Source organism: Kribbella sp. NBC_00359 (genome assembly GCF_036097425.1).
In the GTDB taxonomy this organism is placed as follows: domain Bacteria; phylum Actinomycetota; class Actinomycetes; order Propionibacteriales; family Kribbellaceae; genus Kribbella.
In genome coordinates this window covers 26,330-51,998 of the sequence record NZ_CP107975.1, presented here as the reverse complement: position 1 = coordinate 51,998, position 25,669 = coordinate 26,330, and the positions used below count along the sequence as shown (strand labels likewise).

The following is a 25,669-nucleotide window of genomic DNA, read 5'->3' as shown; positions in this document are numbered from 1 at the left end:
GCGGCGTCCTGGCCTAGGCCTGACCCGTTTTGACGGACATCCGAGATCAGGAGCTTGTGCTCCGGAAGGATGTTCATCATGGAGTCCATGGGCAAGAAGAGGCCGCGGTCTCGTCGTTCGTTCACGCGTGAGTTCAAGGCGGAGATCGTGGAGTTGTGTCAGCGCGGTGACCGGTCGGTGGGGCAGGTCGCGAAGGACTTCGATCTGACCGAGACCGCGGTGCGGGAGTGGCTGAGGCAGGCCGAACGTGACGCCGGCACCGGCGACGGTGGGTTGACCGCGAGCGAGCGAGAAGAGCTCAACCAGTTACGGCGGGAGGCTCGGCGGCTGCGCGAGGATGTCGAGATCCTCAAGCGGGGAGGCTGTCGCACGAATCTGAGCCAACGCGTGCGTTTCGCGGCCGGTTGGTGGGTCCTGGCTCGGGAGAATCGTTGTGTGGGTTACAACTTCACGCGGGTGGATCGTGAGCAGTTGATGTTGATGCCGCCGTCGGTGGCGGACTGGTTGCCTGAGGATCATTTGGCGTGGTTCGTGTTGGATGTGGTGGCTGAGCTTGATCTGTCGGGGTTCCTGGCCGGGTACCGTGCCGATGGCCGGGGTGGGGCTGCCTATGACCCGGAGATGATGCTCGGTGTGCTCATCTACGCCTACTGCGTGGGGGAACGGTCCAGCCGCAGGATCGAGAAGCGGCTGGTCGAGGATGTGGCATTCCGGGTCGTTGGTGCGAACCAGCAGCCCGATCACGCGACGATCGCCCGATTCCGCGCTACTCATGAGACCGCGATTGCGGGGGTATTCGGTCAGGTCTTGTCGCTGTGTGCTCGTGCCGGGCTGCTGCGTCCGGGGTTGATCGCGATCGATGGCACCAAGTTGTGTGCGAACGCCTCACGCGACGCCAACCGCACGGCAGTGCAGATCGCTGAGGAGATCCTCGCCGAGGCGGCCGCTGCGGATGCAGCCGAGGACGCAAGCGCTGACCAGGACCAGGACGGGCCCGCCGGCGAGCTGCGTGAGCGTGGCGGTCGCCGAGCCCGGCTACGTGCTCTGCTCGACGAGCTTGAGGCCGATGCGGCGGACAAGTCGTTCGAGGCGCATCTGGCCAGACGCGCAGAAATCGAGGCGACGACCGGTAAACCGATCCGCGGACGGCGGCCCTCGCCGACCGCCGCGACGCACAGGTCACGGCGGGAGGCCAACGTGACCGATCCGGACAGCAGGATGCTCAAGACCAAGGATGGTTACCTGCAGGGCTACAACGCCCAGGCGGTCGCGACCGAGCAGCAGTTCGTGATCGCAGCCGAGGTCACCAACCAGGCCAACGACGCGCCGGCCTACGCGCCCATGATCAGGGCCGCGAAGAAGAACCTCCGCACCGCAGGCGAGAAGCGACGGGTCCGCAGGGTCGTCGCGGACGCGGGCTACTGGAGCACCGACAACGTCAACTTCAAAGGCGTGGAGTCCTTCATTGCTCCCGGCCGCGCCAGGGAACTCAAGCGGATCGCCGAGACCGAGACACAGCGCACCGACATCCTTCAACGTGCTGAAGCCGGCGAGATCGACGCCCTCGAGGCCTCCAAACAACTGGGCGTGACCCGAGCGCGGGTGAACCAGCTGCTCCGTCGACGCCGTGGCGGAGACCCCGACCCATTGACGACCACGATGATCGGCAAGCTCGACACCCCACGAGGCCGCAAGACCTACAAGAAGAGAGCCGCGATCATCGAACCCGTCTTCGCCCAGATCAAGCACAACCGCAAGATCCGCGACCTCTCACGCCGTGGCCTGGCCGCCGTCGACAGCGAATGGAAGCTGATCTGCGCCACCCACAACCTGCTCAAGGTCTACCGGCTCACCTGACCGGCCCGGCCCGGCTCCGATCCAGCAGCTGGACACCGCTCGGATCGAATGGCTCCAGATTCGTGCGACAGCCTCCGGGCCACGGCTTTCTTCGCGAAGGAGACCCGGTGAACTGTTACCCGTTCATCGAGGCGGAGAAGCAGGGCGACCACAGCGTGAAGCGGGCGTGTGAGTTGCTGCAGGTCTCTCGTTCCGCCTACTACGCCGACCGCACCGGCGGCCCTCGGTGCGCGAGCAGCGCGACGCCGTCCTGACCGGCAAGATCGTCGAGATCCACGACGAGTCCCGCCTGACCTACGGCTCGCCGCGGGTCCACCACGAACTCCGAGCCCAGGGCGAGCGGTGCTCCCGCAAACGGGTCGCCCGGCTGCCGCGGGCCGCGGACCGCTACGGGCTAACCCCACGACGATGGAAGAAGACCACCATCGCCGACCCGGACGCCACCACCCGCCCGGACCTGATCGACCGCGACTTCGGCATCGACCCCGACCGGCCCGCGGCGCTGGACACCCGCTGGTGCGGCGACATCACCTACATCCACACCTGGCAAGGCTGGCTCTACCTGGCCACCGTGATCGACCTCGCGTCTCGCCGGGTCGTCGGCTGGGCGGTCGCGGACCACTTGCGGACCGATCTGGTCGCCGAGGCACTGTCCGACGCGGTGAACCGGCGCCGTCCGCGGCCCGCGTGGTCTTTCACTCCGACCGGGGCTGTCAATACACATCGAGCCAGTACGCCAACCTGGCAAGGGATCTGGGCGTGACGCTGTCGGTCGGACGCAAGGGCCAGTGCTGGGACAACGCCGTGGCCGAGTCCTTCTTCGCCACCGTCAAGACCGAACTCATCCACCGCCGCACCTGGCCCACCCGCAAGGCCGCGAGCAGCGCGATCTTCGACTACATCGAGGGCTGGTACAACACCCGCCGACGCCACTCCACCCTCGGCTACCTCAGCCCCACACAGTACGAATCCACCATCATGGTCACGGCCGAGCAGATAGCCTGACCACCTCACATCAACCCTGTCCGTCGAGACGGGTCAAGCCCAGGCCGAACAACACGACGCATGGGCCGACGGACGCGGATACCTAGGGCCTCGACGCACTCCACCGAAGCCGACTCTCCGTCATCACCACCGACCTCGGCATCACCCAAACCACCGGCGCCTCAGCGCCCAACCAACAACTGATGAAGGACGAAACATCGGACACCACTCCAGAGGACTCGCCCGACCTGGCGTTGGCGCGGGATGAGTGACGCATGCTCTGGTCAGGCGTGGACACCGCGGAGCCTGCATGTGAACCTGAGCACGCCCAACTCATCCTTTCCTCAAACCGCATTGAGCGGCTCGACCGGCACCGACCGAACCGGACCACATCAAGACGACGAACATCAAAGCCCCAGTCCTGCGGCAAGTGGGGTGCTTGGGATGCGCTCGTCTCCGCAGGTGCCAGCAAGCCTCTGCTCCGGATGCCGGAGCAGAGGCTTGCTGGGTCGATGCTATCGAGATCTGTCCCTTTGCTCAGAAGGGTGCCTCGAGGGGTTCGACGCAGGCGACGTCAGCACAGTGCACGGTCTTGAGGACCTTGTTGGTGTCGTCGCGGTAGCTGATGAACGGCAGTCCGTCGGAGCCGGTGGCGAGCGACGGGCGGAAACCTACGCCGCCGAACTCGTCGAGGTTCGTCGCCACCGCGCTGCTGCAGGTCGCATCCGCGCAGTGCGCCGCCTTCAGGTTCTGTCTCGACGGGTCGTAGTAGGCTACGATCCCGTTCCCGTCGACACCGATGGCGATCGAGCTCTGGGCCCGGTTCTGGATGCCGGTATCAACTACGGTCGGGGTGACACTGGTGCACGAGGCGTTGTCGCAGTGCGCGACAACCAATTGGTACGCAACACCGGCAGTTGGCTGGCGACTGTAAACCAAAAGCCCGAGACCATCCAGGCCTGTGGTGATCGACACCCCCTCCCCGCTGGCGTCGACCACACTATTGGTTCCGCTGCCGCAATCAGGATCACCACAAGCCATCACCTTCAAATGCCCAGTCGCATCGCTGTAGCTGACCAGCCCCAGACCATCCGCGCCAGTCGTGATCGACGGCGGCGCGACCGTACTGCCATTCGCGTCAACCGTCGCGACATGCACACCAGAACAGTCAAAACTCGCACAATGCGCCACCTTCACCGCACCGGTGTTCTGGCTGCCAGGCACGGTATCGGTGTAGACGATGAGACCCAGCCCATCCCCACCAATAGTCAACGACGTGACACCGTCCACATTTGATGTCGTATCAACCGTCGCATGGTGCGCCGAAAAACACGCGACATCGTCACAATGCGCAACCCGTAGATCCCTGGTCTCAATATTGTCCTGTCTCGCCAGACTCACGTAGCTGATCAGCGGAAGGCCATCACTACCGATCTTGATCGACGTTCGAAGACCGACAGTACCCGTCGGCTCCGGGTCAAGCACCTGCTTCGACACGCTACTACACTCGATGTCTCGGCAGTGCGCCACCATCAACGCCGAACTGTTCGCCCTGAAATAGCTGACAATCTGCAGACCGTCAGCACCGGTCACAGTCGAACTATCAAGCCCCACATCACCCTCTGAGTCGGTGAAATTCGTGATGCCATGTCCGGTCGGAAGCGGCACCGGAGCACCGGTGCAAACCGGCTTGGAGACGCCGCTAGTATCGCGCGCCACGTTAGTCGCGGTGATCTGGTAGCAGCGACGGGTGCCGGCCGGGGGCGGGTTGGTGTCAGTGAAACTATAGGACGTACCGGTCCCGCTCGTGGTCGTGCTGGTCACATGTCCCACCGTGCGCGGGTATTCGTTCAGCAGCCCGCGGTTGACGGTGAAGCTGTTTTCGTTCGTGGACTGATCGGTCCAGGTCACGGTGGCGCTCGTGCCATTGGTCTGCACGGAGGTATTGGTTGGCGATGCGATGTCCGTGGAGACAGCAGTTGGGATGATAGGGCTGCTGCCAGCTGCCATGTGCAGTCCAGTGGAGCGACTTGCGTTGTGGCTAAAGTCGGTCTGGGCCTGCCAGAGTTCCCCGTTGCTACCCTGGAACACCATCGCTGTGGCAGGGGAGGGGTACGGAAGCGCAGCGATGGCCGGGCTGGTGTGCGGGGCCATCGCGACGTTCAGGCTGTGGCTGCTACCGCCGAACTCAACGGCCAGAGACCCGCTGCTGTCGTTGTAGGCGATTTCCGGCTGGCCGTCGTGCAATGTGGTGCTGGCCGGGCTGGTGCCCGCGGCCATGCCCAAATGCAAGTTCGTGGCGGTGGAAGTGACCAAGTTGAAGGTACCCAACATGCCGTCGCTGCCCTGGTAGGCGACCACCGATGGCGACACCAAGACGGGGCTGGAGCCGGGCGCCATCGGCACGTTGCGATCCTGGGTGGTGCCACCACCCGCAGGGATGACGAACTGCTTCGTTGACAGAGCGCCTGCTGTGCGCTGGAAAGCGAAGGTGAAGTTCGTGTCACTGGTGGCGACGACAGCCGGACTGGTACCCGGCGCCATTCCATCACCGACGTTGAGGGTGCTGCCACCGACCGAGTACATGTTCAGTTTGTTGAGATCGGTTTGGAACGCGACCTGCGCGGTACCGTTGGGCTGCACCGTGATGCTGGGGCTGGTGCCTGGCGCCATGTGCGCGGAGGCCGGAGTGGCATGTGGTGTGCCATCGGCCCCGAGCGTCATCAGCAATCCAGTGTCACTCTGGTAGGCCAGCAGTGTAGAGCCGTTAGGCAATAACGCGATCGCCGGGCTGGTATTGGCCGCCATATGTACGGTCGTGGGATGGGCAACGCCATCGAGGCCGACTGTGGACAGGACACCGGTATCCGATTGGAAGTTCACGATGTACCCGCCCGGCACAGCTGCCACCGCCGCCGCCGGTCCCGCCGTGGACACGAGCGCCACCCCCCCGGCCACCAGCACCATGGCCGACGAGGCAGCCCGCACCTTTACCGAGTCCAGCGGCCAAAGCCTCTTCCGCCCGCGGCGTGACCGCCCGCCACCTTCACGTGGTGATCTCCCGCGCATCCTCAAGCAATTCACGAGCATCCTCTCCAGAATCCGAAAGTCAGGATGCCAATGAAGGCACCCACACCAATCCAACAGGGACGACACCGAGGGCGCCGACGTCGAGGCCGCACCCAGGCGCCATCACATGCTGACAGGCACTACCCTCGCCGTCGTGAGTAGTCCGTACCCATTCGCGCACCCACCGCCGGCCTACCCCCGCTTACCTACTTCGTGATCCGGCGATGCGGGTTGTGGGTTGCAAGGCTCGGTATGACTTCCTGCCTCTGTCGTGCGGATGTTCCGGGGGAGAACTGCTGATAGCGAGAGGGCCTTGCCTCCGGGTAGGTCTCGCCGTAAATGTGGCGCCGACGTCCTTCCCCTGATTCAGCGACCGAACTGGCTAGGTCTACTTGGAGAGGGAGGGGTTTGGTTGAGTCGCACGAGGTACGCCGTCTTGGTGGTCGTCGACCAGCCGACCTCGATCGGCACGCTCGCGGCCACTGTGGCACGCGATCTGAGCATCGGTGTGGCCTACCTGCCGGGACCGGCGGCGCGCCGCATCTCCGATCTCCACCTCGGCAGGCGAAGACCGACGCCCGCGACGATCGCCGAGGCAGCGCGTTCGACACCGCATGCCCTGCGCCCGGTCGACATCCCCACGACATCTGGCCGACCTGCATGTCATCGTCGGGTAAGACGACGACCTGGCCGGCGAGGCCACCCGGATCAGCAACCGCATCCGCGGGGCGCTGACCCAGGTCCAGCGGCGCGCAGCCGGAGGGTTGGCCCGGCGCAGGCGGAGGACCCGGACCAGCTGCTGGTGTCGTTTGCAGTTGCCCGGCCCACGAAGATCCGCCCCGGCGGTCGCCCAAGCCATAACACCAACTCGCGTCGAAGATCACCGGCCGCGAAGCGGCGCACCGGTCCACCAATCAGCCCGGCGCCCATTAGACCAGCCCGTGACGCGGTTCCGCGCATAGCCGCGAAGATGGTGGAAGAGCAGTCGCTCTCACGGGATCGTGTGCCCAAACCCAGAGCATGCGTGACTCATGCCGCCGCCCGCGGCCAAACGCGGCCGACAAAGCAGCGGCCGCGCACTGGTGTCCTTTCACGTCCACTCATTCAGCTGGCGGCTACCACGTCGGCGCGTGATGCGATCCGCGCCCGCCACCGGATGGCCAACAAGACAGCCGCAGCGAAGCGGTGTCCGTTTCGGCTTGTGCCCGCTCCTTCTTGCGCGAGGCTGAGGTGGCTCGGATGCGGAGGGGGACAAGTCTCGCCGTACGGTCCTGCTGGCGGTCCTCGGCGAGATCGCCACGGTCGAGCTGGGCGAGCGAGTTCGCTGGTGCTTGACCGCGATGGACGTGCACATGCAGCCGGTGCCTGCGGCAACGACTACGAGTATCACGGCCCCCGGCTACGTCCAACTGCTGAGTCCTAAGGTGGTCCATCAAGGAACGCGCAACTCAGAACTTGAATACTTTGCTCTCGTGACGGCTGTCGCGCCAGGAACGCAATGTGATCCATTACAGGATTTGCAGGACGCTAACACGCTTTCTGTCGTCGGGGCCATTCCCGCCGACGTCGACCACTGGGCAGCTCTCGCCGCGGCGTTTCTCCGGGCCGCGGCGAGAGCGAGGGCGTCGACACGAACAACACAGAGGCTTCGTGACGTGGAGGCTGTCCCAGCATCCGCCCGCTGAAGAGCCATCCGCCCGGGGGCTCTCCATGGCCAGTAAACCACGGCCTGTACAGGCCGAGATTGAGTAATTCCTGCTCAGGGGCTGCTACTGCAAGATCGATCTAGGGCGCTCGGAATCTGAGTACGGCTTGCTCACCATCGGAACCGTGTGCGGCGTTGACTGGGTGCAGCGCGCGAGCTGGACGGTCTGGGTTCCCGCCGCGAGCTACGGCTGCCGGAACTGGACGGAAGGGCCTCCTACAGGGCAAGCGAGCACGCGCTTCGTGCACGGTTCGACGTCGGCATCTGGTGGGACCGCCCCATCCTCGGGCATGCGCTCAGCTCAGATGCAAGTAGGTCGTACCCGACTTGCTGCCACAAGCAGCCCCCGGCCCATGCAACTGGCCGCCACCGCGCAGCCGCGACGCGTCGGTGCCCTTGTTTGACGCGCTCGACTCCAACCAGTGCTCGCACTCTCGCCTGAACCGATCTACGAAACTGTTATATATGCCGGCGCGAGCGCCTGCGCCACATTCCTTGTCGATGTGGGCTGTACGACACGACGGTCGGCACACCTGGCGCGACATCTCATGCCCGGCATTTGCCGTGAGGCAAGTGGCCGTCAACCGGAATCCTGCTCGACTCGGGAACCTGGCTCGCTGCGGCCAGGTGGAGCACGGTGTGAACAAATGCCGTCACTCGATCCAAGCGAAGCTCCAAACGTTGAGTGGATTTATGATCGGATCCTCGCGAATCCGGTCCTCGCAGGCGCAAAGCACGACGTCACGGCGCGAGATAGTCAGGTCTCGGTGGAAGTCTGTGGAGGGGCGCTCGAGGCAAGAGCCTGGCGCGGCGCAATCGAGGGCATGATCCGGCCTTGGTGGATCGACGTTCACGGCACTCTGGGCCTGACCCGTTTTGGCGGACATCCGAGATCAGGAGCTTGTGCTCCGGAAGGATGTTCATCATGGAGTCCATGGGCAAGAAGAGGCCGCGGTCTCGTCGTTCGTTCACGCGTGAGTTCAAGGCGGAGATCGTGGAGTTGTGTCAGCTTGGTGACCGGTCGGTTGGTCTGGTCGCGAAGGACTTCGATCTGACCGAGACCGCGGTGCGGGAGTGGCTGAGGCAGGCCGAGCGTGACGCCGGCACCGGTGATGGTGGGTTGACCACGAGCGAGAAGGACGAGCTCGCACAGTTGCGGTGGGAGAACCGCCGACTGCGGGAGGACGTCGACATCTTGAAGCGGGGAGGCTGTCGCACGAATCTGAGCCAACGCGTGCGTTTCGCGGCCGGTTGGTGGGTCCTGGCTCGGGAGAATCGTTGTGTGGGTTACAACTTCACGCGGGTGGATCGTGAGCAGTTGATGTTGATGCCGCCGTCGGTGGCGGACTGGTTGCCTGAGGATCATTTGGCGTGGTTCGTGTTGGATGTGGTGGCTGAGCTTGATCTGTCGGGGTTCCTGGCCGGGTACCGTGCCGATGGCCGGGGTGGGGCTGCCTATGACCCGGAGATGATGCTCGGTGTGCTCATCTACGCCTACTGCGTGGGGGAACGGTCCAGCCGCAGGATCGAGAAGCGGCTGGTCGAGGATGTGGCATTCCGGGTCGTTGGTGCGAACCAGCAGCCCGATCACGCGACGATCGCCCGATTCCGCGCTACTCATGAGACCGCGATTGCGGGGGTATTCGGTCAGGTCTTGTCGCTGTGTGCTCGTGCCGGGCTGCTGCGTCCGGGGTTGATCGCGATCGATGGCACCAAGTTGTGTGCGAACGCCTCACGCGACGCCAACCGCACGGCAGTGCAGATCGCTGAGGAGATCCTCGCCGAGGCGGCCGCTGCGGATGCAGCCGAGGACGCAAGCGCTGACCAGGACCAGGACGGGCCCGCCGGCGAGCTGCGTGAGCGTGGCGGTCGCCGAGCCCGGCTACGTGCTCTGCTCGACGAGCTTGAGGCCGATGCGGCGGACAAGTCGTTCGAGGCGCATCTGGCCAGACGCGCAGAAATCGAGGCGACGACCGGTAAACCGATCCGCGGACGGCGGCCCTCGCCGACCGCCGCGACGCACAGGTCACGGCGGGAGGCCAACGTGACCGATCCGGACAGCAGGATGCTCAAGACCAAGGATGGTTACCTGCAGGGCTACAACGCCCAGGCGGTCGCGACCGAGCAGCAGTTCGTGATCGCAGCCGAGGTCACCAACCAGGCCAACGACGCGCCGGCCTACGCGCCCATGATCAGGGCCGCGAAGAAGAACCTCCGCACCGCAGGCGAGAAGCGACGGGTCCGCAGGGTCGTCGCGGACGCGGGCTACTGGAGCACCGACAACGTCAACTTCAAAGGCGTGGAGTCCTTCATTGCTCCCGGCCGCGCCAGGGAACTCAAGCGGATCGCCGAGACCGAGACACAGCGCACCGACATCCTTCAACGTGCTGAAGCCGGCGAGATCGACGCCCTCGAGGCCTCCAAACAACTGGGCGTGACCCGAGCGCGGGTGAACCAGCTGCTCCGTCGACGCCGTGGCGGAGACCCCGACCCATTGACGACCACGATGATCGGCAAGCTCGACACCCCACGAGGCCGCAAGACCTACAAGAAGAGAGCCGCGATCATCGAACCCGTCTTCGCCCAGATCAAGCACAACCGCAAGATCCGCGACCTCTCACGCCGTGGCCTGGCCGCCGTCGACAGCGAATGGAAGCTGATCTGCGCCACCCACAACCTGCTCAAGGTCTACCGGCTCACCTGACCGGCCCGGCCCGGCTCCGATCCAGCAGCTGGACACCGCTCGGATCGAATGGCTCCAGATTCGTGCGACAGCCTCCGGGCGACGGCTTTCTTCGTTGCCTCGCTCATGTGTCGATGGGTTGTCCTCGATGTGCGGCTCCGCCGGGCTCCCAGGACGCGCGGGGAGCGTGGCTTGATAGGAGCCTGCCATCGTGCTCGATTGAGGCGTGCCCGCCCCCGCGGTCCGGGATCCGTCGTTCCCGTCAACGTGAGGAGCTGCCTCGGCATGGTCATGATCGGTACCGATTCCCATAAGCGGACCCATACTGTCGTCGCGGTCGACGACGTCGGTCGGCGCCTGGGAGTGAAGACCGTCCGCACCAACAGCGAGGGCCATCTGGAGCTGGTCTGCTGGTCGGCGCAGTTCGACGACGTCACCTTCGTACTCGAGGGCTGTCGTCATCTGACCCGTCGTCTGGAGGCAGACCTGCTGGCCGCCGGCTGCCGGGTCGTGCGGGTTCCCCCCAGGCTGATGGCCGGCGCCCGCCGCTCGGACAGACAGCCGGGCAAGTCCGACCCGATCGACGCGGAGGCGGTCGCGGTGGCTGCGCTGCGCCACCCGGGGCTTCCGGTCGCTGCGCTGGACGGCTCGGCGCGGGAGGTGAAGCTGTTGTCGGACCACCGCCATGATCTGGTCGTCCAGCGCACCCGGATCGCCTCGCAGATCCGCTGGTATCTGCACGAACTCGACCCCGACCTGCAGATCCCCTCCCGTGGTCTCAAGCGCCACTGTGTCGTCGCCGAGCTGCTCGCGGAGCTGGACCGATTCGACGGTGTGGTCGACGACACCGCGATGCAACCCGGAAAGCTGCCCGCTCAAGTGGCATTCGACGTTGTCACCCGCGCCGGCGCCGAAGCCATTGGACGCGGCGACGACCTGGGCTCCATCGAACCCGGCAAGCAGGGCGATATGGTCGTCTTCGATACCACTCACACCACGTGGACACCACCCGGCGATGACCCGTATCTCCAGCTCGTCTGGGGCACCGATGGCCGATCTGTTCGGGATGTCATCGTCGCCGGCAGCAGGCCGGTGCACTCGCCTTGACGAGTCAGAGATGGTCGCCACTGCACGCCGGCGCGCTGCGGCACTGCGCGGTCGGGCACGGCTGCCGCGCCCCTTGAATGCCTTGCGAACAACGCTCGCCAATGGTGAGGCAACGCAGATCCACGAGCCCGTGCTCAATTCCGGTGCCCCAGCGATCGCCGAGGTGTCACGCCGTGTGGTACTCGCTTATCTCGCCGCCCTCAACGCCGCGGACATCGACGCAGCGGCAAGCCTTGTCACGGAAGACTTCGTCAGCGAACACACCGCCACCCTCGGCGAGGATGTTTTCGGCCAGGAAAACTATCGAGAGAAACTCGCCGGCTTCTTCGCCTCATTCGCCGATGCCAGCTACAAGGTCGAGGATCTCATCGCCGACGGAAACCGAGTGGCTGTCGCTTACCAATTCCACGCCACCTGCAAGGAACCAGGCTCAAGACTCCACCCGATCGCCATCCGGGGAATGTTCCGCTTCACCATCATTGGCAGTCACATCAGCCGCCGCGTGGACTACTGGGACACAATGCGGTACATGCTGCAAGCAAATACCCGCGCAACACTCCGCGACGCAGTCCTACAAATGATGGCCCGCAGCGGAGAGCGGCGATGACGCATTGGAGGTGTACTTCCGCCCGCGACCAAGTCGATGAGGAAAGGACCATGCTTCGATGACGAAATCTGCTGATCAGTACGATGAAATCGCCAACGCCTACGAGGACTTTGGCGAGCTGCCTATCCGCGCGTATGCCGAGATCGGCACCTTCCTCGGAGTGCTAGGCGATGTTCGCAGCCTCAATGTCCTTGACCTGGCCTGCGGCACGGGGCTCTATACCCGAATGATCCGAGATGGCGGGGCGCGACGGATCGTCGGAGTCGACGCCTCAGCGGGAATGGTCGCGAAGGCGCGCGCCGTGGAACCCCCGCACAGAGGCATCGAATATGCGATGCATGACGTTGCCAGAATGCCAAACATAGGCACCTTCGATACCGTAACCGCAGCATTTCTGCTCAACTATTCGCAAGACAGACATCAGCTGATGGCGATGTGTGAACGCATCGCCACCCACCTGCGACCAGGCGGCAGGTTCGTCGGGGAGCTCCCCAATTCTCACTTCGATCGGCATCGGCCGTACGACACACGTTACGGAATTACCGTCGATTGGCCGCGCCAGATGCACGACGGCGAAACCTACACATTCCGGCTCCACTCGAACGGCCGAGCCATTCCGATTGAGTGCAGATACTGGACCCTCGAGACCTACCAAGCAGCCTTGGAAGAGGCCGGCCTCCGCGAGGTCAGGATCCAACCCTGGCTACCGACTCCCCTGGCAGTGGAGAAGTTCGGCCCCAAGTTCTGGGAGGCCTGGACCACCAATCCCTTCTGCGTCGTCGTTTCTGCGGTCAAGCCGTGAACTCAAGAGGGTCCGACTTCGACTGCGCAGCTGACCGGACCTCTGAAGCCCGGCGCATCAGGCCCGCGGAAGTGAACGTCCGTCCCGGCGCTTCGGTGTCACCGTCGCCGCCGGGCCACCGGCCCCGGCCGCGTTGACAGCTAGCGTCTGCTCATCGCCGGGCTGGCGTTTCGCCTTCCCGGGTTCGGGGATGAGCAGATCGCCGATCTCGCAGCCGAGCACGCCGCAAATGATGTCGAGGTCGTCGAGCTTGATGCTGGCCGGCTGTCCGGACCACAGGCCGGACATCTTCCCGGCGCTGATCACCAGGCCGTGTTCGGCAAGCATGCGTTGTAGTTCGCTGGCCTTCCAGATGCCTCGGGCGGTCAGCCGCAGGTTCCACTTCACGGTGAGAGTCCTTTCAGGGCTCTTCACGATCGAGGGTGTAGTTGCGGTCTGAATCCGCCGGTCGCGAGCAGCGATCTGGCAATGTAGTTGGTGAGGTTGCGGAACCCGAGGGCGGAGCCGCGGAGGTGTTCGAGTCGGCCGTTGATCGCCTCGGTCGGGTCGATCGATTGAATCCGGTCAGTTTCGGTCCAGGAAGTTCATGCGTGCACTCGCCCGCCACGGCCTCGTCGGCTCGATGGGCCGGGTCGGCGCGGCCGGGGACAACGCCGCCCTGGAAAGCTCCTTCGCCCTGCTGCAGAACAACGTTCTCGATCGGCGGACCTGGCCCACCCGCGACGAGCTCCGGATCGCGATCGTGACCTGGATCGAACGGACCTACCACCGCCGCGGACAACAACGCACTCTCGGCCGGTTGACCCCCATCGAGTACGAAGCAATCATGACCACGCCAGCCAGTCAGGCTGCGTGACCCAAACTGTCACCTGCTCGTGCAGCAGACCCCAGGAAGAGTCGAGAGTGTGACTGGGCCTCAGCGCATTGCCTCAAGGGCGTAACAGCCCGTCGAGAGGTACAAAGTCACGGTACCGGCTGGAACCTGGACTTTCCTGATCCATCTCGGAGATGGCTCCGCCGGCACCAACCGTGAGTACTGCGACGGCGCCGTTTGCGTTGGTCTCGGCGGCCAGGTGCATGATTTCCGCGGTGCCGATCACGGTCCAGTCGGTCCACTCTCCGGCCGCGCTCTGGGATCGCTGGTAGACCTGGTTGGAGGCGTCAGTGGCGATCAGATTGAGATTTCCGGCGCCGTCGCGGGCCACCGCAACCTCGCTGACCAGCAGGTTAACCGGGTCGGTGAATGGTGCGAATGGGCCGAAGCCGGCGTTGGGGGCGGTTTGTGCGGTCTTCCACACCTGCCCGTGGGTGTCGACGGCGAAGGCTTGGATGATGCCATTGCTATCGGTTTCTGCAGCGATGGAGGTGAAGGCCGGCAGCGCGACGAGCGGTGTCCACGCGTTCCAGCTCAAGTCTCCGGCCTTGGTTTGCGAGGTGATGAATACAACGCCCTCCAGGTCGATCCCCAGTGCTTCCATGACGCCGTTCTGGTTACGGGTGACGGCGATTGATTGAAAGATGCCGTCGATCTGCGACCAGCCTGTGAAGCCTGGGTCTCCGACTTTCAACTGTCGGCGCTGGTAGATCCAGCCTGAGGGGGTCAGGGCCATCATCAGTACTCGTCCGTCATCGTTGGTGTCTGCTGCGGCGGTCGACCATCCACTGTTCGATGAGGGTTTCCAGATGTTCCAGGCGGGCGTGTTCGGCTGGGTTTGGGTAGTGGTCACCAGATTGCCGGCGGCGTTCACGCCGACGGCGCGCAAGCCGCCGTCTGGTTGAGTTTTGGCCAGTGCCACGGAGGAGCCTTCGGTGGTAGGCGGGATGTAGAGCAGCTTGTTAGGAGACCCATCAGGTAGACCCGTAATCAGGTCTTGGGTGGCGTTGGCGTCGATCTGGGCGGAGACCGCGGCGGTGAGCTGGTTCCGCGGGACGCCGGCGAACCGGCTCGTGCCAAGCAGCGCCGCCACCGCGCCCGTCACATACGGTGCGGCAAAGGACGTCCCGCTGGCCGTCGTTACGGCCGTCGGGGAACCGATCGTGTCTGTTTGGAGATCGGTGCCCGGCGCCCAAATGGTGACGCACCTGCCGAAATTCGAACTGGGTGAGTAGCTGGCATTCTCGTTGATTGCCCCGACATTAATGCTCCCAGCCGCGGCACCTACCGGCTTACCACAGGCATCAATCGGCTGCTGTCCCGGAAACGCATTGCCGGCCGACGTCGCGACCGGTATGCCCTCCTCTATCGCTGCTCTCTCCGCGGTGACAATGGCCTGGGCTTCGCCGTCCGGACATGCAGTCTGCTGTCCAGTTTCTGGATCGCGGCACGCGGCTCCGAGGCTGAGATTGATGACGGCCGGTCTGATTCCGTGGTCCAGGACCCAGATGATCGCATTGAGGATTGGGTCTTCATTGCTGGCGACTCCGTTGCAGTCGAATATGCGGACGGCGACGACCGTTGCGGCTTTGGCTACGCCGTACTTGGCGCCGGCCGCGAGGCCTGCCACTTGAGTGCCGTGCCCAAAGCAATCGTCCGAGTTCGGGTGCATCGGAATCTCGGAGGTGACGTAGTTCGGGCCGTATTCGGCGCGTCCGCCGAAGTCGGTGTTGTCTTTATTGATTCCGGAGTCGATGACGTAGATGTGTACACCCGCGCCCGCGTTGTTGTAATGATAAAGATTGTTCAGCGGTCTTTGCCGCTGGTCCAACCGGTCGAGGCCCCACACGTTCGAGCCCATCGGAGGTTTCGGCTGAGTGCTGTCAGCGTGATAGGGCTGTTGCTGTTGAACCCAAGCAACGTGTGGATCGGCAACTAGTTGCTGGGCGCGGCTTGCGCTCAGGTTGATGGAGAAGCCGTGCAGGCCTGTCTGCCATACTTCTTTGATGGTTCCAGAATACTGGTGAGCCAATTGCTGGGCGCTTGCCGGAACCCCCCGTGACGCTACCCAGGCGTCGGACTTCAGGCCGACTACATACTGTCCGGGCACTGCGACACCGGTCTCCGCACCTAGTGGTCCGTGTTTGAAGTGGTCTGACGGTTGGCTTTCCTGAGGATTTGGTCGGCGGTCTTGGTCCAGACGAAGGGGTGGCAGCGGTCGTTCCAGCCGTCGATGAAGGCCCGGATCTTGGTGTTGAGGTCGCGTACGGAGTTGAAGGTGCCGCGGCGGATGGCCTGGCGTTCGATGATGCCGAACCAGACCTCGACCAGGTTGAGCCACGATCCGGACGTCGGGGTGAAGTGCGCCTGGATACGCGGGTTGGCTGCCAGCCAGGCACGGATCTCGGGGCGCTTGTGGGCGGCGTAGTTGTCCATCACCAGGTGGAGTTCGGTGCCGTCCCCGTGGTCGGGGTAGGCCTTGGCGACCTGCTTGAGGAAGGCCAGGAACTCCTGGTGGCGGTGCCGGGGCTTGACCGCTGCGGTCACCGTGCCGGTGGCGATCTCCAGGGCCGCAAAGAGCGTGGTGGTGCCGTGCCGGACGTAGTCATGGGTGCGCCGCTCGGCCAGCCCGGGTTGCATCGGCAGCGTCGGCTGGGTCCGGTCCAACGCCTGGACCTGCGACTTCTCGTCCACACACAAAACGATCGCGTTCTCCGGCGGCGCCAGATACAACCCGACCACATCGGTGACCTTGGCGACCAGTTCGGGATCGGTAGAGAACTTGAACGTCTCCACCCGCCACGGCTGCACCCCGTAATCGCGCCAGGCCTTGGCCACCGTGCCATTACTCACTCCCAGACGAGCGGCCATCAGCCGGCTCGACCAGTGCGTCACCCCCAGCCGCTTCGGTGGCGGCTTCAGCGTCTCCGCCACGATCTTGCGATGGTCGACCACCCGCGGCCGCCCCGAACGCGGCGCATCATCCAACCCGCCCAGCCCCCGCTCGGCGTACCGCTCCCGCCAGCCGATCACCGTCGGCCGCGAAACCCCCACCCGCTCCGCGATCGCCGTATTCGCCTCACCGTCGGCCGCCAGCAGCACGATCCGCGCCCGCTGCGCCAGACCCGCCCGGCCCGACGACGACCGAGCCATCCGCAACAACCGCTCCCGATCACCCTCACGAAGAACCAGCGCAGCAGCAGGTCGATTCGCCATACCCCATCCTGACGCACACCAACCGTAAATCAACTAACTACACGCGACACTAGGATCCTCGGCGCCGGCGCTGTTGGTGCAAGAGCACTTGCACTGACAGCCGAACCGGTCGCACCGAACACTGTCAGCATCGCTAGCGTCGTCACGCCCAACCTGCAGGAACGTCGCACGTTAAGGACCCCCACTCAACCCATCTCATCGCTCGAACAGAAGTGACCCGGACCACAGGCCGCTGCACAAACGGAATCTTGACAGACCGCAGACCAGGCAAAGAATGCCCACAACGGCTCTCCCGAGACATGAGCAGGCTCTACTCACCTCGGGACCCGTTCCTAGCCCTGCAACGGTTGCGCGCTGGACCGCGACCGGTGCGGCCTTCGTCGGCACGGCCGCCAGCCGCACCTTGAACAACTTCGCCGCGGCGATCGGCAGCACCTCCTGGCTTCGAGATGGGCGAGGTCGGTCGCGTTCTTCCGAGCGAAGGCGACGAGGCGCAAGTCGTCGCATTTGATGGCTGCGGTCTACGCGTCGACGCGGCGTCGATCCGGCCCACAGTCTTGGAGTCGGTACAGTGCCAGCCATTCCGCGCCGGACCGGGCGACGGCATTGATCGAGTCGTCGGGAGGACCGTAAGACCGGGGGCCACGTTGGTCAGTGCGCATCGTTGCCCGATCAGGCCACCGGGGCATGCGATGGTTAGGCTGTGCCCGGGTCGCGGTCGTCCTGCCGTGGGCTTGCATGACGCTTCGTGCTGCGGGGGACCGGTGGTGGTGCGGCGGCGCACGAGGGTCTGGAAGTGTGCCGAGGACTCGTGCCGGCCGCGACCTGGACTGAGGACCAACAGCTACGCGGCCAAGCGGTCCAAGCTCACCACGCAGTCGACCTCGTGGGCACTCGATGCGTTACGCCACCAGGCGCTGGGTTAATCGGCCCGATCGGCTCAGAGCCGTGAAGACCCTCGGGGGTCGACGAGCACGGCCGCCTTACCCACGCTTGCTCGACGCTGTCGAGGGCCACTCGGGCACCGTCCACGCCAACTGGCTCACGATGAGGGTCGGGGGTCATCATCAGCGTCGAGCACGCCCCCCGCGACCCACTTTGCGGGGACGGCAACGCCAGCCGAGACGAACGGGCCGTCGCGTCGCGGGGGGCGATGCGTTCCATATCTTCAACGTCGGCTCGACCGCACTCGACGAGATCTGCCGCCGGGTGGGACAACAAACTCCAGCGGCGCCGGTGATGACGACCCGCTCTACCGGACCCGCCGGAACCCTGATGGCCGGCATCGAGCATCTCACCGACCGACAGAATGCCCGCCACAACGAGCATCTCCCAGCCGGTGACCGCTCCGGACAGATGCCGTGGATGTCAGGTCTACCAGCCACTCTGAGCGATCTACAACGCCAGCTGACCCAACGCCGGTCGCAGTTGGCCGAGCAGTTGATCTGCAGACTCCAACCTGCCCCAACCCCAAACTCGCCCGGTTCGGCGGAGCCCCCTGCGCCAGTGGCGCCAGCAGATCCTGGCCACACGCCACCGACGGAGTCAACAACGACGGCGCCGAAGCCATGAACGGCGTCATCGAGGCGACCATCGGCTCGCCCAGGGCTTCGGCAGCTTCAACAACTACTGCCTTCGTAACTTGCTCGCCGACGGGGCCTGACCGACAACGACCCACGCCTGCCAATCCCGACCAGTCGCGACTCCACTGTGTCATCTCGTCGGCCCGAACGCCTCGAAGGAGCCGATAATCATCCGGTCTCCCGAAGTTTGAGGCGGCCCCAGGTCGATGCGGATAGGCGCGCCCCTGCAGCCGGGTCGTGCGCTGGCAATATCGCCAGATCCAGGTATCGGCCCCGTAGCGTGTTGATGGCACGGGTCGTCTGGCGCAGCTGCACCCGCTCCCCGAGGCCCGGTATGTGGCCGTCCTGCATCAGATACGCGTCGTACGTGACGTCACCGACCATCAGGAGTGGGGTCGTCTCGGGTTGGCGGACCAACATGGACAACGATCCGGGAGTGTGGCCAGGGCTGGGCAGCAGGACCAGGCTGGCGTCACCGAACAGATCGTATGCCGCTGTGAACGGAGCAAGCTCGGGGTCGCTGGTTGGCTGAGGCGTGATCGGCCGCCACCGCAGACCGGGCAGGTCAATGTGTCTGGGCAACAACCCACGTCTCTCGGGGCGTGTCTGTTTGAGGGTCTGCCATTCCCGCTGATCGAGAACGATATCGGCGTGGCCGAGCTCGCCCAGGCCGCCGATGTGGTCCTGGTGCAGGTGCGACAGCACGACGGTGTGCACGTCCGCAATGTCAAAGCCGATCGCGGCCAACCGAGCGGTCAAGGTCTGATCCGGATCGATGTGGAACCGGGCGAGCCGCCGGTAGATCAGGCCGGTGAAACCGGACCGAGGGAAGTATTCCGGATCGATGACCGAGGCCAGATCCTGCCCCGTGTCGAACAGGACGAGACCGTCTCGATGCTCAACCACGTAGACATTGATCGGGCGCGCGCTCGTCCACCGACGCGTGGTCATAAGCCACCAGATCGCTGGTGTACCCGAGGAGCGCACATGCTGCGGCCGGATGTCGACCGTGCCGGTGCTGACCATCGATACTGTCTTGATCGGGTCTTTCGTGCGGTCAGAGTCGAGATCGGTCACGTCACACCGGCTCCTCGGACAGCGGTGTGACCGTGGCGTCCGTAACAGTCGGAAACAGATCCTTCCCAAACAGCTGACCAGGTGTCCAGGCGCCAACAGGCACGCCGACGAGCACCCGGCGCGCGACTTCGGCTGCAAACGCGGCGCCCGCCCCGACCCCGTCGTCCACTCGTGCCTCCGCCACAAGCCGACGACCTGAGGCTGTGATTACCTCGGCGTAGGCGTAGGAGAACCCATCGTCATCGACCCGCTGCGTGGGATCAGCGGAGTAGGCGGTCACATTGGCAGCGCCGCTGATCAATCGGGCTACCTCCAGGTCACCGGTCGGCACTGGCAGCATCGTCCGCCGCGTCCCAGCGAAGCTGAGCATCGTGGCACCCGTGCCGAAGGGGGCGCGCACCAGTTCGCCATCGACGTAGGTCAGCGCCCCGATCGGCATCATCGCAGCAATCGTCTCCCGAACCCCGGGGCTGGCATGGCTGTTAGCCGGAACCGTTGCTACCTGCACCGAAACGGCCGCCTCCTTGAGCTCCTCGACGAGACCCAGGACGAGCGACTCGATGCCGCCCGAGCCGAACCCGGCCGCCGTGACCGCCGTGATTGCACAGGCCTCCGCCTGCGCACTCCGCCCGAGCACATCGCGCACCGCCGTGAACTCGTTGGCGATATCCACATAGCAGGCCCCGACCGCCAGACAAGCATCCAGCACCGCCGCACCGTAGCGGACGAACGGGCCGACCGCGGTCACAACGAGGCGCGCCTCCGCTGCCGCGGCGCGCAGCTCCGCCGAGTCGGTGACATCCACCACGACGGTGTCCACCGCAGTTTCGAAACCCGCAAGCTCCTCTGTGAGCTGGGTCAAGGGCTCTAATCGACGCCCAGCGAGCTGGATCGTCAACCCGCGACCGACCATCTCCCGCGCCAAGAGACGGCCACTGCTGCCGGCCGCGCCGAGCAGCAGCACGTCATGAGCCCTGCTGATGGTCATGCCCTGACTCCCGACACCTCGAAGTGCTGGCCGATTGTCCGGTCTACTCGGCATATCCACACGAGGTCCGCTGCGGCAGATTCGGTCAGGCTTGAGAGTCCCGCGTTGTGGCCGCCTCGGTCCAGGTGGGTCGCACGCGGGTCGTTGTCGACCTCGATCACGGCAATCGCGACTACTGACTTACTCACTCAACTATTCCTTCGGTTAGGTGCTCGACGTACTCACTGAACGCGCCGAGCTGATCGGTCCTAAGCTGCACTTGATCGAGTCCTACATGCAGCGCGACACGAACCATCACCTCCCTCGCGCCCGCGACGGTGCTCGCCGAACAGTCCGGCGACGAACGACGACGATCACAGATCGGCGTGTGCCTGGATCACGGGCTGCCACGCAAACACATCAGAATCCTCCTGATCGTCGACAACTGTCTGAGTACGCGTCAAGACTCACCTGCTGAACAGCTGCATTGTTTGCGTTCCAGCTCGTTCCACATGGCGGCGGACAGAAACTTGGGGCACAGGGCGGTCTACCGCTTAGCCCGGATCCACCGATCAGTTCCATGTGGGTGCAGTGGCGTCCAGCAGAGTGGTGGACGGCAGGGCGATGACGGGCGTGATGTAGACGCATAGGTAGCGGTGATCGCGTGATCCTTTCGAAGACCTTGCTGCGCGACATGCACACCGCGTTCGTCGCCGCATCGATGGGTGCGGAGGCCGACGCGCACTGCGGCGCCCCTCACGGTCAGCCGAGCCTGGGGCGGACCAATCAGCGCGACGGGCACCGGCAGCGCGAACTCGATTCCCGGGCGGGCACGATCGATGTCGCGATCCCGAAGCTCCGGTCCGGGTCGTGCTTCCCGGACTGGTTGCTAGAACGGTGCCGTCGCGCGGACCAGGATCTGACCACGAGGGTGTGGTTGACCTGCTATCTGCTCGGTGTGGGCATCGGCGCGTCACCAGCGAGCTCACGGAAGCGATCGGCGCGAACCTGCCCCGGCGGGTCCTGGCAGCGATCATCCGTCAACATCGGCGATACGGGAAGTTCCCGCTGGTCCATCCATCCATCACTGCGAGAAGACCTTCGCGGCGTGACCCAAGAGGTCCAGCGGCAGACTCGTCCCTGCCCGTGGTGGTCGTTCGTGGCCGAGTTCGACGCTGCACTCGCCCAGCACGCAGCGGCCCTACCGATCGCGCTGGAGCGCGCCGAAGGGATCCTTGTCGAGCATCTGCAGGCCCGCGGTCACATGGCGTTCGCGGTGTCGCCGCGCATCGCTGCCCGGACTCGGAGCGCTATCGCGTTGCCGCGGTCAAGGACGACCGGTTCGATACGTTCGTTGTGGCCGACACCCTGCGCCGCGGACATCCGCACTGGCAGGCGCTGACCCCGCCGTCGTCGTTGGCCGAGATCAAAGCCGCTGACCCGCGACCGCGACCGCCTCCAGCAAACCCAGCAGGCCGCCGATTCCCGGCTGCGGGCGATCTCGAGACCTACCATCCCGCGCCGGCGCCGCTGTTTGCCTCGGTCGACCGGCAGATCACCCTGCACTTCGTGCTCGACTCCCCGACTCCGGCTGCCGCGTCGCGGATCAAGACCACCCGCATGAACGGGTTCCCGGCCCGCCACCACTACACCGGCCGAGTCCGCGGTCAGGTGCTGGCCGAGCGACTGCGCGACAACCTGCCCACCGCATCACCCGGCACCGTCGCTGGCAAGTCTCACTCTGCACAGTCGTTAGCCCGGCTCTTGCAGTTGCTCAACACCCAACTCGCCGAATACGACGATGCCATCGCCGCCGCGGTCGCCGGGAACCCCGACACACCGATCCTTGCCAGTCTCGCCGAGATCGGCGAAGACCGCGCGCTTCACACCCCTGCGGCTCTGCTCGCCGACGGGCTCGCCCCGGTCACCAGCGGCTCCGATGGCTCGCGCCAACGTCACCAGCGACATCGCCGACTCGCTCCACGCGCAAGGCTAGGACAAGACCCTCGACCTAAGGCCGCCACACTGAGGTTCATGGCCAGCGCCAAGGGCAGCTTCGAGGCCGAGACCCACGAGACGGCAAGCTCGTCCTCAAGCTGCAGGTCTCCCGCGCAGCGCCTCGGCGCGGGAGCGGCGGGCATCAAGGCCTGCCGATCCCGGGCAGCGGCGGACCATCCGGGTGTTCGAGTTGGTGGTGTTCGCCTATGCGGGGTGGCGCTGCTGGCCGGCGTCGGACCAAGTCTTATGGGCGTAGTGTGAGGCCGTCGATTTTGGTCCATGCGGTGAAGTTGTTGGTGGCGGGGATTTGGGTGCTTTGCCAGGTGTCTCCGTGGTTGTCGACGCCGGCCACGACCAGGAGCCTGTCTTTGTTGGGGGCCGCGGACAGATGGAAGAGAGCTTTGGGTGGGAGTTGGGTCCAGGCGCGGAAGTCGCCGTCGGCGCTGGGGAGGTTTTCGACTCGTGCCCACACGTCTCCGTCGCCTTCGGTTCCGAAGAGCATGAGTTTGGCGTCGTCGCCTTGGGCGGCGGTGATTTCGTTGAGGAGTTTGTGGTCGGTGTCGGCGAGTGGTGTGGGTGTTGTCCAGGTGTCGGTGTTGGGGGGCGGTTTGCCGGGTGTACCAGAGGACGCCATGGGTGTCGGCGATGAAGACGTTGATCCGGCCTAGGGAGTCGGGTGCCGCGGTGACGTTTTGGGCATCGCCGGAGAAGTCGATAATTCCCTCGTGGTCCCAGCTGGTGTCGTCTGCGGCGGTCCTTTGGCTGCGGTAGAAGATGGTGCCGTGTTTGTCGGCTCCGATGAGCGTCAGCCGGTGGTCGGCGTTCGGGGCGATGGCGGCGGTGGTGAGTGGCCCGTCGAGTTGTGACTGCGCCAGCCAGCTGGGGTCGTTCACGACTGCTTGCTGGCGGTGGAAGACCTCGTCTTGGGCGGTCAGGTCGGCCAGGACCATTTTGCTGGTGATCCCGTTCCCGTCGGCGCCGGCGGCCATCGAGGCGTAGCGCTGGCCGCGGGATTGTTCCCACTGGGTGGGCCAGGTGTTGTTGTGGGCGTCGGTTTGGGTGCCGGTGAACATGTGTCCGCCCAAGTCGGTGCCGCCGGTGGTGGAGCCGTCGGCGTTGGTCCCGAATAGCGTCAGTGCGCCGTTGGCGTTGGGTGCCAGCGCGATGGTGGTTCCGGTGCGGGGGGAGGTGGGCCGGACGAACAACAGCTTGTTCGGCGACAGCCCGTCGGGCAGGCCCTGGATGATGCCGCGGGTTGATTGTGCGTCGAGTTCGGCGGCGATCTGGGCCGGTGTCGCGGTCGCGAACTTCGGCGTTCCCAGCAGCAGCGCGACCGCCCCGGAGACGTGCGCTGCAGACGCCGAGGTGCCGCTCTTGGTCAGGGGGTCGGGGTCGATCGGCGGGTTTGGGTCGTTCGGATGCGCGAGGTGTCCGATTCCGCCGATCGAGGTGATGCCTGCACCGGGGGCGAAGATGTCCACGCAGGCGCCCCAGTTGGAGCCGTGGTCAGGAGATTCAGTCCACAGGGTGTCGGTGACGTCGGTGGCGCCGACGGTGATGGCGGCGGGGGCGGACCCGACGGGGTTGAAACAGGCGTCGGTGTCGCGGTCTCCCGCGCTGGTCACCACGGGGATGCCGGCAGCGATAGCGGCCTTCTCCGCATCGACAATGCCCTGTGCAGTGCCCGGGCGGCAGGGCGCGGGGAACCGGCAATGTCCAAACATACCGACCCGATGCTCAGGTTGATGACGGCTGGTTTGACCGCGTGCGCGATGACCCAGTTGATGCCGGCGATGATCGGGTCGTCACTAGTTATGGTCCCTGTACAACCGAAGACCTTGACCGCAACGAGCGTAACCTTCTTCGCGACGCCATACTGAGTGCCCCCGAGGACGCCGGCATTGAAAGTGCCGTGGCCGTAGCAGTCATCGGTATTGGTGCTGCCATCGATCGCGTTGAATCCGGCTTCGTTGGCCCGGCCGTTGATGTCTGGATGGTTCTTCCGGATGCCGGAGTCGATGATGTAGGCGTGAACGCCGGCGCCGGCTGATCCGATGTAGTTGTAGGTGGTGTTCAGGCCTCTGCGCTGGTCGAGGCGGTCGACGCCCCACGACGGCGTCGGTACCTGCGTGGACTGCGGCTGGTAGGTCTGCTGGTGTTGTACGTATTCCACGTCGGGCTCGGTAGCGAGATTCTGTGCTTGTTCGAGGCTCAGCTCGCCGAGAAACCTTGGACGGCGCCTTCGAGGACGCGGGCGAGCTTTCCATCGTGTCCGCTCGCGAGAGAGCGGGAGCGTGCGGCGACTCCCTGTTCGCGGACAGAGCTGGTGTCTTTGAGTTTGACGAAGTACTTTCCCGGGACGGCGGCACCGGAGTTTTTCCCGAGAACAACCGGATGCGGGGACGGGGCGGGTGTGGCTGAGGCCGGGATCAGCGTTGCGAGTACCGCCGCGGTCACTCCCAGCGCTACGGTCGCGGCAGAGGCGGAGATTCTTGAGACCAGGAATCCAGGCACTGTGGGTCCTTTCGATGGGTGAGATCCCCGGCCTCTTGAGGCGGCGATAGATGCACCGACGTGCATCGTTGCCGACGGGGTGAATCCACATCGTGAGTAGGGAATACTCACACATCGCCGCGTGCGGTTCGTCTTTGCGCAGGATGCGTTCGACTCCGCTTCGACTGCCCGCTGCGGAGTGCGGCGGCGCCCGGTCATACACCAGGTCGTTGTCGCGGCCTTCGGCTCGGTTCCCGCACGTCTTTCGCCGATGCCGGGCAACCTCAGCTCGATTATGGCACCGGAGCCACGTCTGGTGCGCTCTCGACAGACCCCGGCCTCATAACGGACGGACATGCGGCGCTGACGGCTCGAGCCCGCTCAATTGGTCAGAACTACGTCCCTGGTGCTAGTCGACCGACCGCATCTGGCGGCACCGACGTCCAGGAGTCCTGGATATCGAGTTCCGGGTTCACTCCGGCGGCCAGCGCAAGGACGCTGGCTCGAGGACGTTGCCCTCAGCAACAGCGAAGGTGAGCCAGCGATGCATCGAGAGTCCGCGCGACCGACGTACAACCTGGAGGCGGAGGACGACCAACTGTCGACAGAGTCGGGGCCGTTGAGTTGGTCTATCCGGAGAGCGATTG

At 64.9% G+C, this 25,669-nt stretch carries 17 protein-coding genes and 3 pseudogenes; 10 read left to right on the top strand and 10 right to left on the bottom strand.

Annotation, left to right across the window (positions count from 1 at the left end; all coding sequences use genetic code 11):
* Window positions 1–78: 78 nt before the first annotated feature.
* The 4 genes from OG876_RS00225 (at window position 79) to OG876_RS00210 (ending at window position 2,862) form a co-directional block, all read left to right on the top strand.
* Complete coding sequence (locus tag OG876_RS00225) at window positions 79–1,857, top strand: IS1182 family transposase (protein ID WP_328522690.1); 1,779 nt, start codon at window positions 79–81, stop codon at window positions 1,855–1,857.
* A 107-nt stretch (window positions 1,858–1,964) separates the two neighbouring features.
* Window positions 1,965–2,111: a hypothetical protein gene (locus OG876_RS00220; protein WP_328522689.1), complete on the top strand. Its 147-nt coding sequence runs from the start codon at window positions 1,965–1,967 to the stop codon at window positions 2,109–2,111.
* Entirely contained in the window at window positions 2,084–2,620 is a 537-nt protein-coding gene (locus OG876_RS00215) for a DDE-type integrase/transposase/recombinase (protein WP_328522688.1), read from the top strand. The genes OG876_RS00220 and OG876_RS00215 overlap by 28 nt, the downstream gene beginning before the upstream one ends.
* Window positions 2,617–2,862, top strand: a complete 246-nt coding sequence (locus OG876_RS00210; RefSeq protein WP_328522687.1) for an IS3 family transposase — start codon at window positions 2,617–2,619, stop codon at window positions 2,860–2,862. The genes OG876_RS00215 and OG876_RS00210 overlap by 4 nt, the downstream gene beginning before the upstream one ends.
* Before the next feature lie 516 nt (window positions 2,863–3,378).
* Here the strand turns inward: OG876_RS00210 and OG876_RS00205 are convergent.
* Complete coding sequence (locus OG876_RS00205; protein ID WP_328522686.1) at window positions 3,379–5,808, bottom strand: hypothetical protein; 2,430 nt, start codon at window positions 5,806–5,808, stop codon at window positions 3,379–3,381.
* A gap of 2,732 nt (window positions 5,809–8,540) precedes the next feature.
* On the opposite strand from OG876_RS00205, the gene OG876_RS00195 reads away from it, so the two are divergent.
* From OG876_RS00195 to OG876_RS00180, 4 genes are all read left to right on the top strand, one after another.
* Window positions 8,541–10,319, top strand: a complete 1,779-nt coding sequence (locus OG876_RS00195; RefSeq protein ID WP_328522685.1) for an IS1182 family transposase — start codon at window positions 8,541–8,543, stop codon at window positions 10,317–10,319.
* 264 nt (window positions 10,320–10,583) lie between these two features.
* On the top strand, window positions 10,584–11,405 hold the full coding sequence (locus OG876_RS00190) for an IS110 family transposase (RefSeq protein WP_328522684.1): 822 nt from the start codon (window positions 10,584–10,586) through the stop codon (window positions 11,403–11,405).
* Between the two features lie 10 nt (window positions 11,406–11,415).
* On the top strand, window positions 11,416–12,012 hold the full coding sequence (locus OG876_RS00185; protein WP_328522683.1) for an ester cyclase: 597 nt from the start codon (window positions 11,416–11,418) through the stop codon (window positions 12,010–12,012).
* A 58-nt stretch (window positions 12,013–12,070) separates the two neighbouring features.
* Window positions 12,071–12,814 carry a class I SAM-dependent DNA methyltransferase gene (locus OG876_RS00180; protein WP_328522682.1) on the top strand — a complete coding sequence of 248 codons (744 nt, stop codon included), beginning with the start codon at window positions 12,071–12,073 and terminating at the stop codon, window positions 12,812–12,814.
* 57 nt (window positions 12,815–12,871) lie between these two features.
* Here the strand turns inward: OG876_RS00180 and OG876_RS00175 are convergent, their stop codons facing one another.
* Window positions 12,872–13,201, bottom strand: coding sequence for a helix-turn-helix domain-containing protein (locus OG876_RS00175; protein WP_328522681.1), 330 nt, complete (start codon window positions 13,199–13,201; stop codon window positions 12,872–12,874).
* Window positions 13,202–13,224: 23 nt separating this feature from the next.
* Window positions 13,225–13,359 (bottom strand): annotated as a pseudogene (locus OG876_RS00170) (transposase); the annotation flags it as partial.
* Window positions 13,360–13,364: 5 nt separating this feature from the next.
* On the opposite strand from OG876_RS00170, the pseudogene OG876_RS00165 reads away from it, so the two are divergent.
* Window positions 13,365–13,670: pseudogene (locus OG876_RS00165) on the top strand (IS3 family transposase); the annotation flags it as partial.
* 73 nt (window positions 13,671–13,743) lie between these two features.
* Here OG876_RS00165 and OG876_RS00160 read toward each other — a convergent pair.
* The 4 genes from OG876_RS00160 to OG876_RS00145 form a co-directional block, all read right to left on the bottom strand.
* Window positions 13,744–15,798 (bottom strand): S8 family serine peptidase, encoded by a 2,055-nt coding sequence (locus OG876_RS00160; protein ID WP_328522680.1) that lies wholly within the window; start codon window positions 15,796–15,798, stop codon window positions 13,744–13,746.
* A gap of 20 nt (window positions 15,799–15,818) precedes the next feature.
* Entirely contained in the window at window positions 15,819–16,904 is a 1,086-nt protein-coding gene (locus OG876_RS00155; protein WP_442914071.1) for an IS630 family transposase, read from the bottom strand.
* 1,751 nt (window positions 16,905–18,655) lie between these two features.
* A complete protein-coding gene (locus OG876_RS00150) occupies window positions 18,656–19,564 on the bottom strand; it encodes an N-acyl homoserine lactonase family protein (RefSeq protein ID WP_328522679.1) in 909 nt (302 codons plus the stop codon).
* A gap of 1 nt (window position 19,565) precedes the next feature.
* Window positions 19,566–20,552: a saccharopine dehydrogenase NADP-binding domain-containing protein gene (locus tag OG876_RS00145; RefSeq protein ID WP_328522678.1), complete on the bottom strand. Its 987-nt coding sequence runs from the start codon at window positions 20,550–20,552 to the stop codon at window positions 19,566–19,568.
* 625 nt (window positions 20,553–21,177) lie between these two features.
* On the opposite strand from OG876_RS00145, the pseudogene OG876_RS00140 reads away from it, so the two are divergent.
* Window positions 21,178–21,492, top strand: a pseudogene (locus tag OG876_RS00140) (transposase); the annotation flags it as partial.
* A 791-nt stretch (window positions 21,493–22,283) separates the two neighbouring features.
* Here OG876_RS00140 and OG876_RS00135 read toward each other — a convergent pair.
* From OG876_RS00135 to OG876_RS00125, 3 genes are read right to left on the bottom strand one after another with little or no spacing between them, the layout of a single operon-like run.
* A complete protein-coding gene (locus OG876_RS00135; RefSeq protein WP_328522677.1) occupies window positions 22,284–22,499 on the bottom strand; it encodes a hypothetical protein in 216 nt (71 codons plus the stop codon).
* A complete protein-coding gene (locus OG876_RS00130; protein WP_328522676.1) occupies window positions 22,487–24,154 on the bottom strand; it encodes a S8 family serine peptidase in 1,668 nt (555 codons plus the stop codon). Before OG876_RS00130 ends, OG876_RS00135 begins: the two co-directional genes overlap by 13 nt.
* Complete coding sequence (locus tag OG876_RS00125) at window positions 24,151–24,702, bottom strand: S8 family serine peptidase (RefSeq protein WP_328522675.1); 552 nt, start codon at window positions 24,700–24,702, stop codon at window positions 24,151–24,153. Before OG876_RS00125 ends, OG876_RS00130 begins: the two co-directional genes overlap by 4 nt.
* Window positions 24,703–25,669: the final 967 nt, after the last annotated feature.

Bases quoted from the DNA above. Each gene is read 5' to 3' on its own strand.
- OG876_RS00225 (WP_328522690.1), top strand. From the start codon at position 79: ATGGAGTCCATGGGCAAGAAGAGGCCGCGGTCTCGTCGTTCGTTCACG.
- OG876_RS00205 (WP_328522686.1), bottom strand. From the start codon at position 5,808: ATGGTGCTGGTGGCCGGGGGGGTGGCGCTCGTGTCCACGGCGGGACCG.
- OG876_RS00195 (WP_328522685.1), top strand. From the start codon at position 8,541: ATGGAGTCCATGGGCAAGAAGAGGCCGCGGTCTCGTCGTTCGTTCACG.
- OG876_RS00190 (WP_328522684.1), top strand. From the start codon at position 10,584: ATGGTCATGATCGGTACCGATTCCCATAAGCGGACCCATACTGTCGTC.
- OG876_RS00185 (WP_328522683.1), top strand. From the start codon at position 11,416: ATGGTCGCCACTGCACGCCGGCGCGCTGCGGCACTGCGCGGTCGGGCA.
- OG876_RS00180 (WP_328522682.1), top strand. From the start codon at position 12,071: ATGACGAAATCTGCTGATCAGTACGATGAAATCGCCAACGCCTACGAG.
- OG876_RS00155 (WP_442914071.1), bottom strand. From the start codon at position 16,904: ATGGCGAATCGACCTGCTGCTGCGCTGGTTCTTCGTGAGGGTGATCGG.
- OG876_RS00145 (WP_328522678.1), bottom strand. From the start codon at position 20,552: ATGACCATCAGCAGGGCTCATGACGTGCTGCTGCTCGGCGCGGCCGGC.
- OG876_RS00135 (WP_328522677.1), bottom strand. From the start codon at position 22,499: ATGTCGCTGGTGACGTTGGCGCGAGCCATCGGAGCCGCTGGTGACCGG.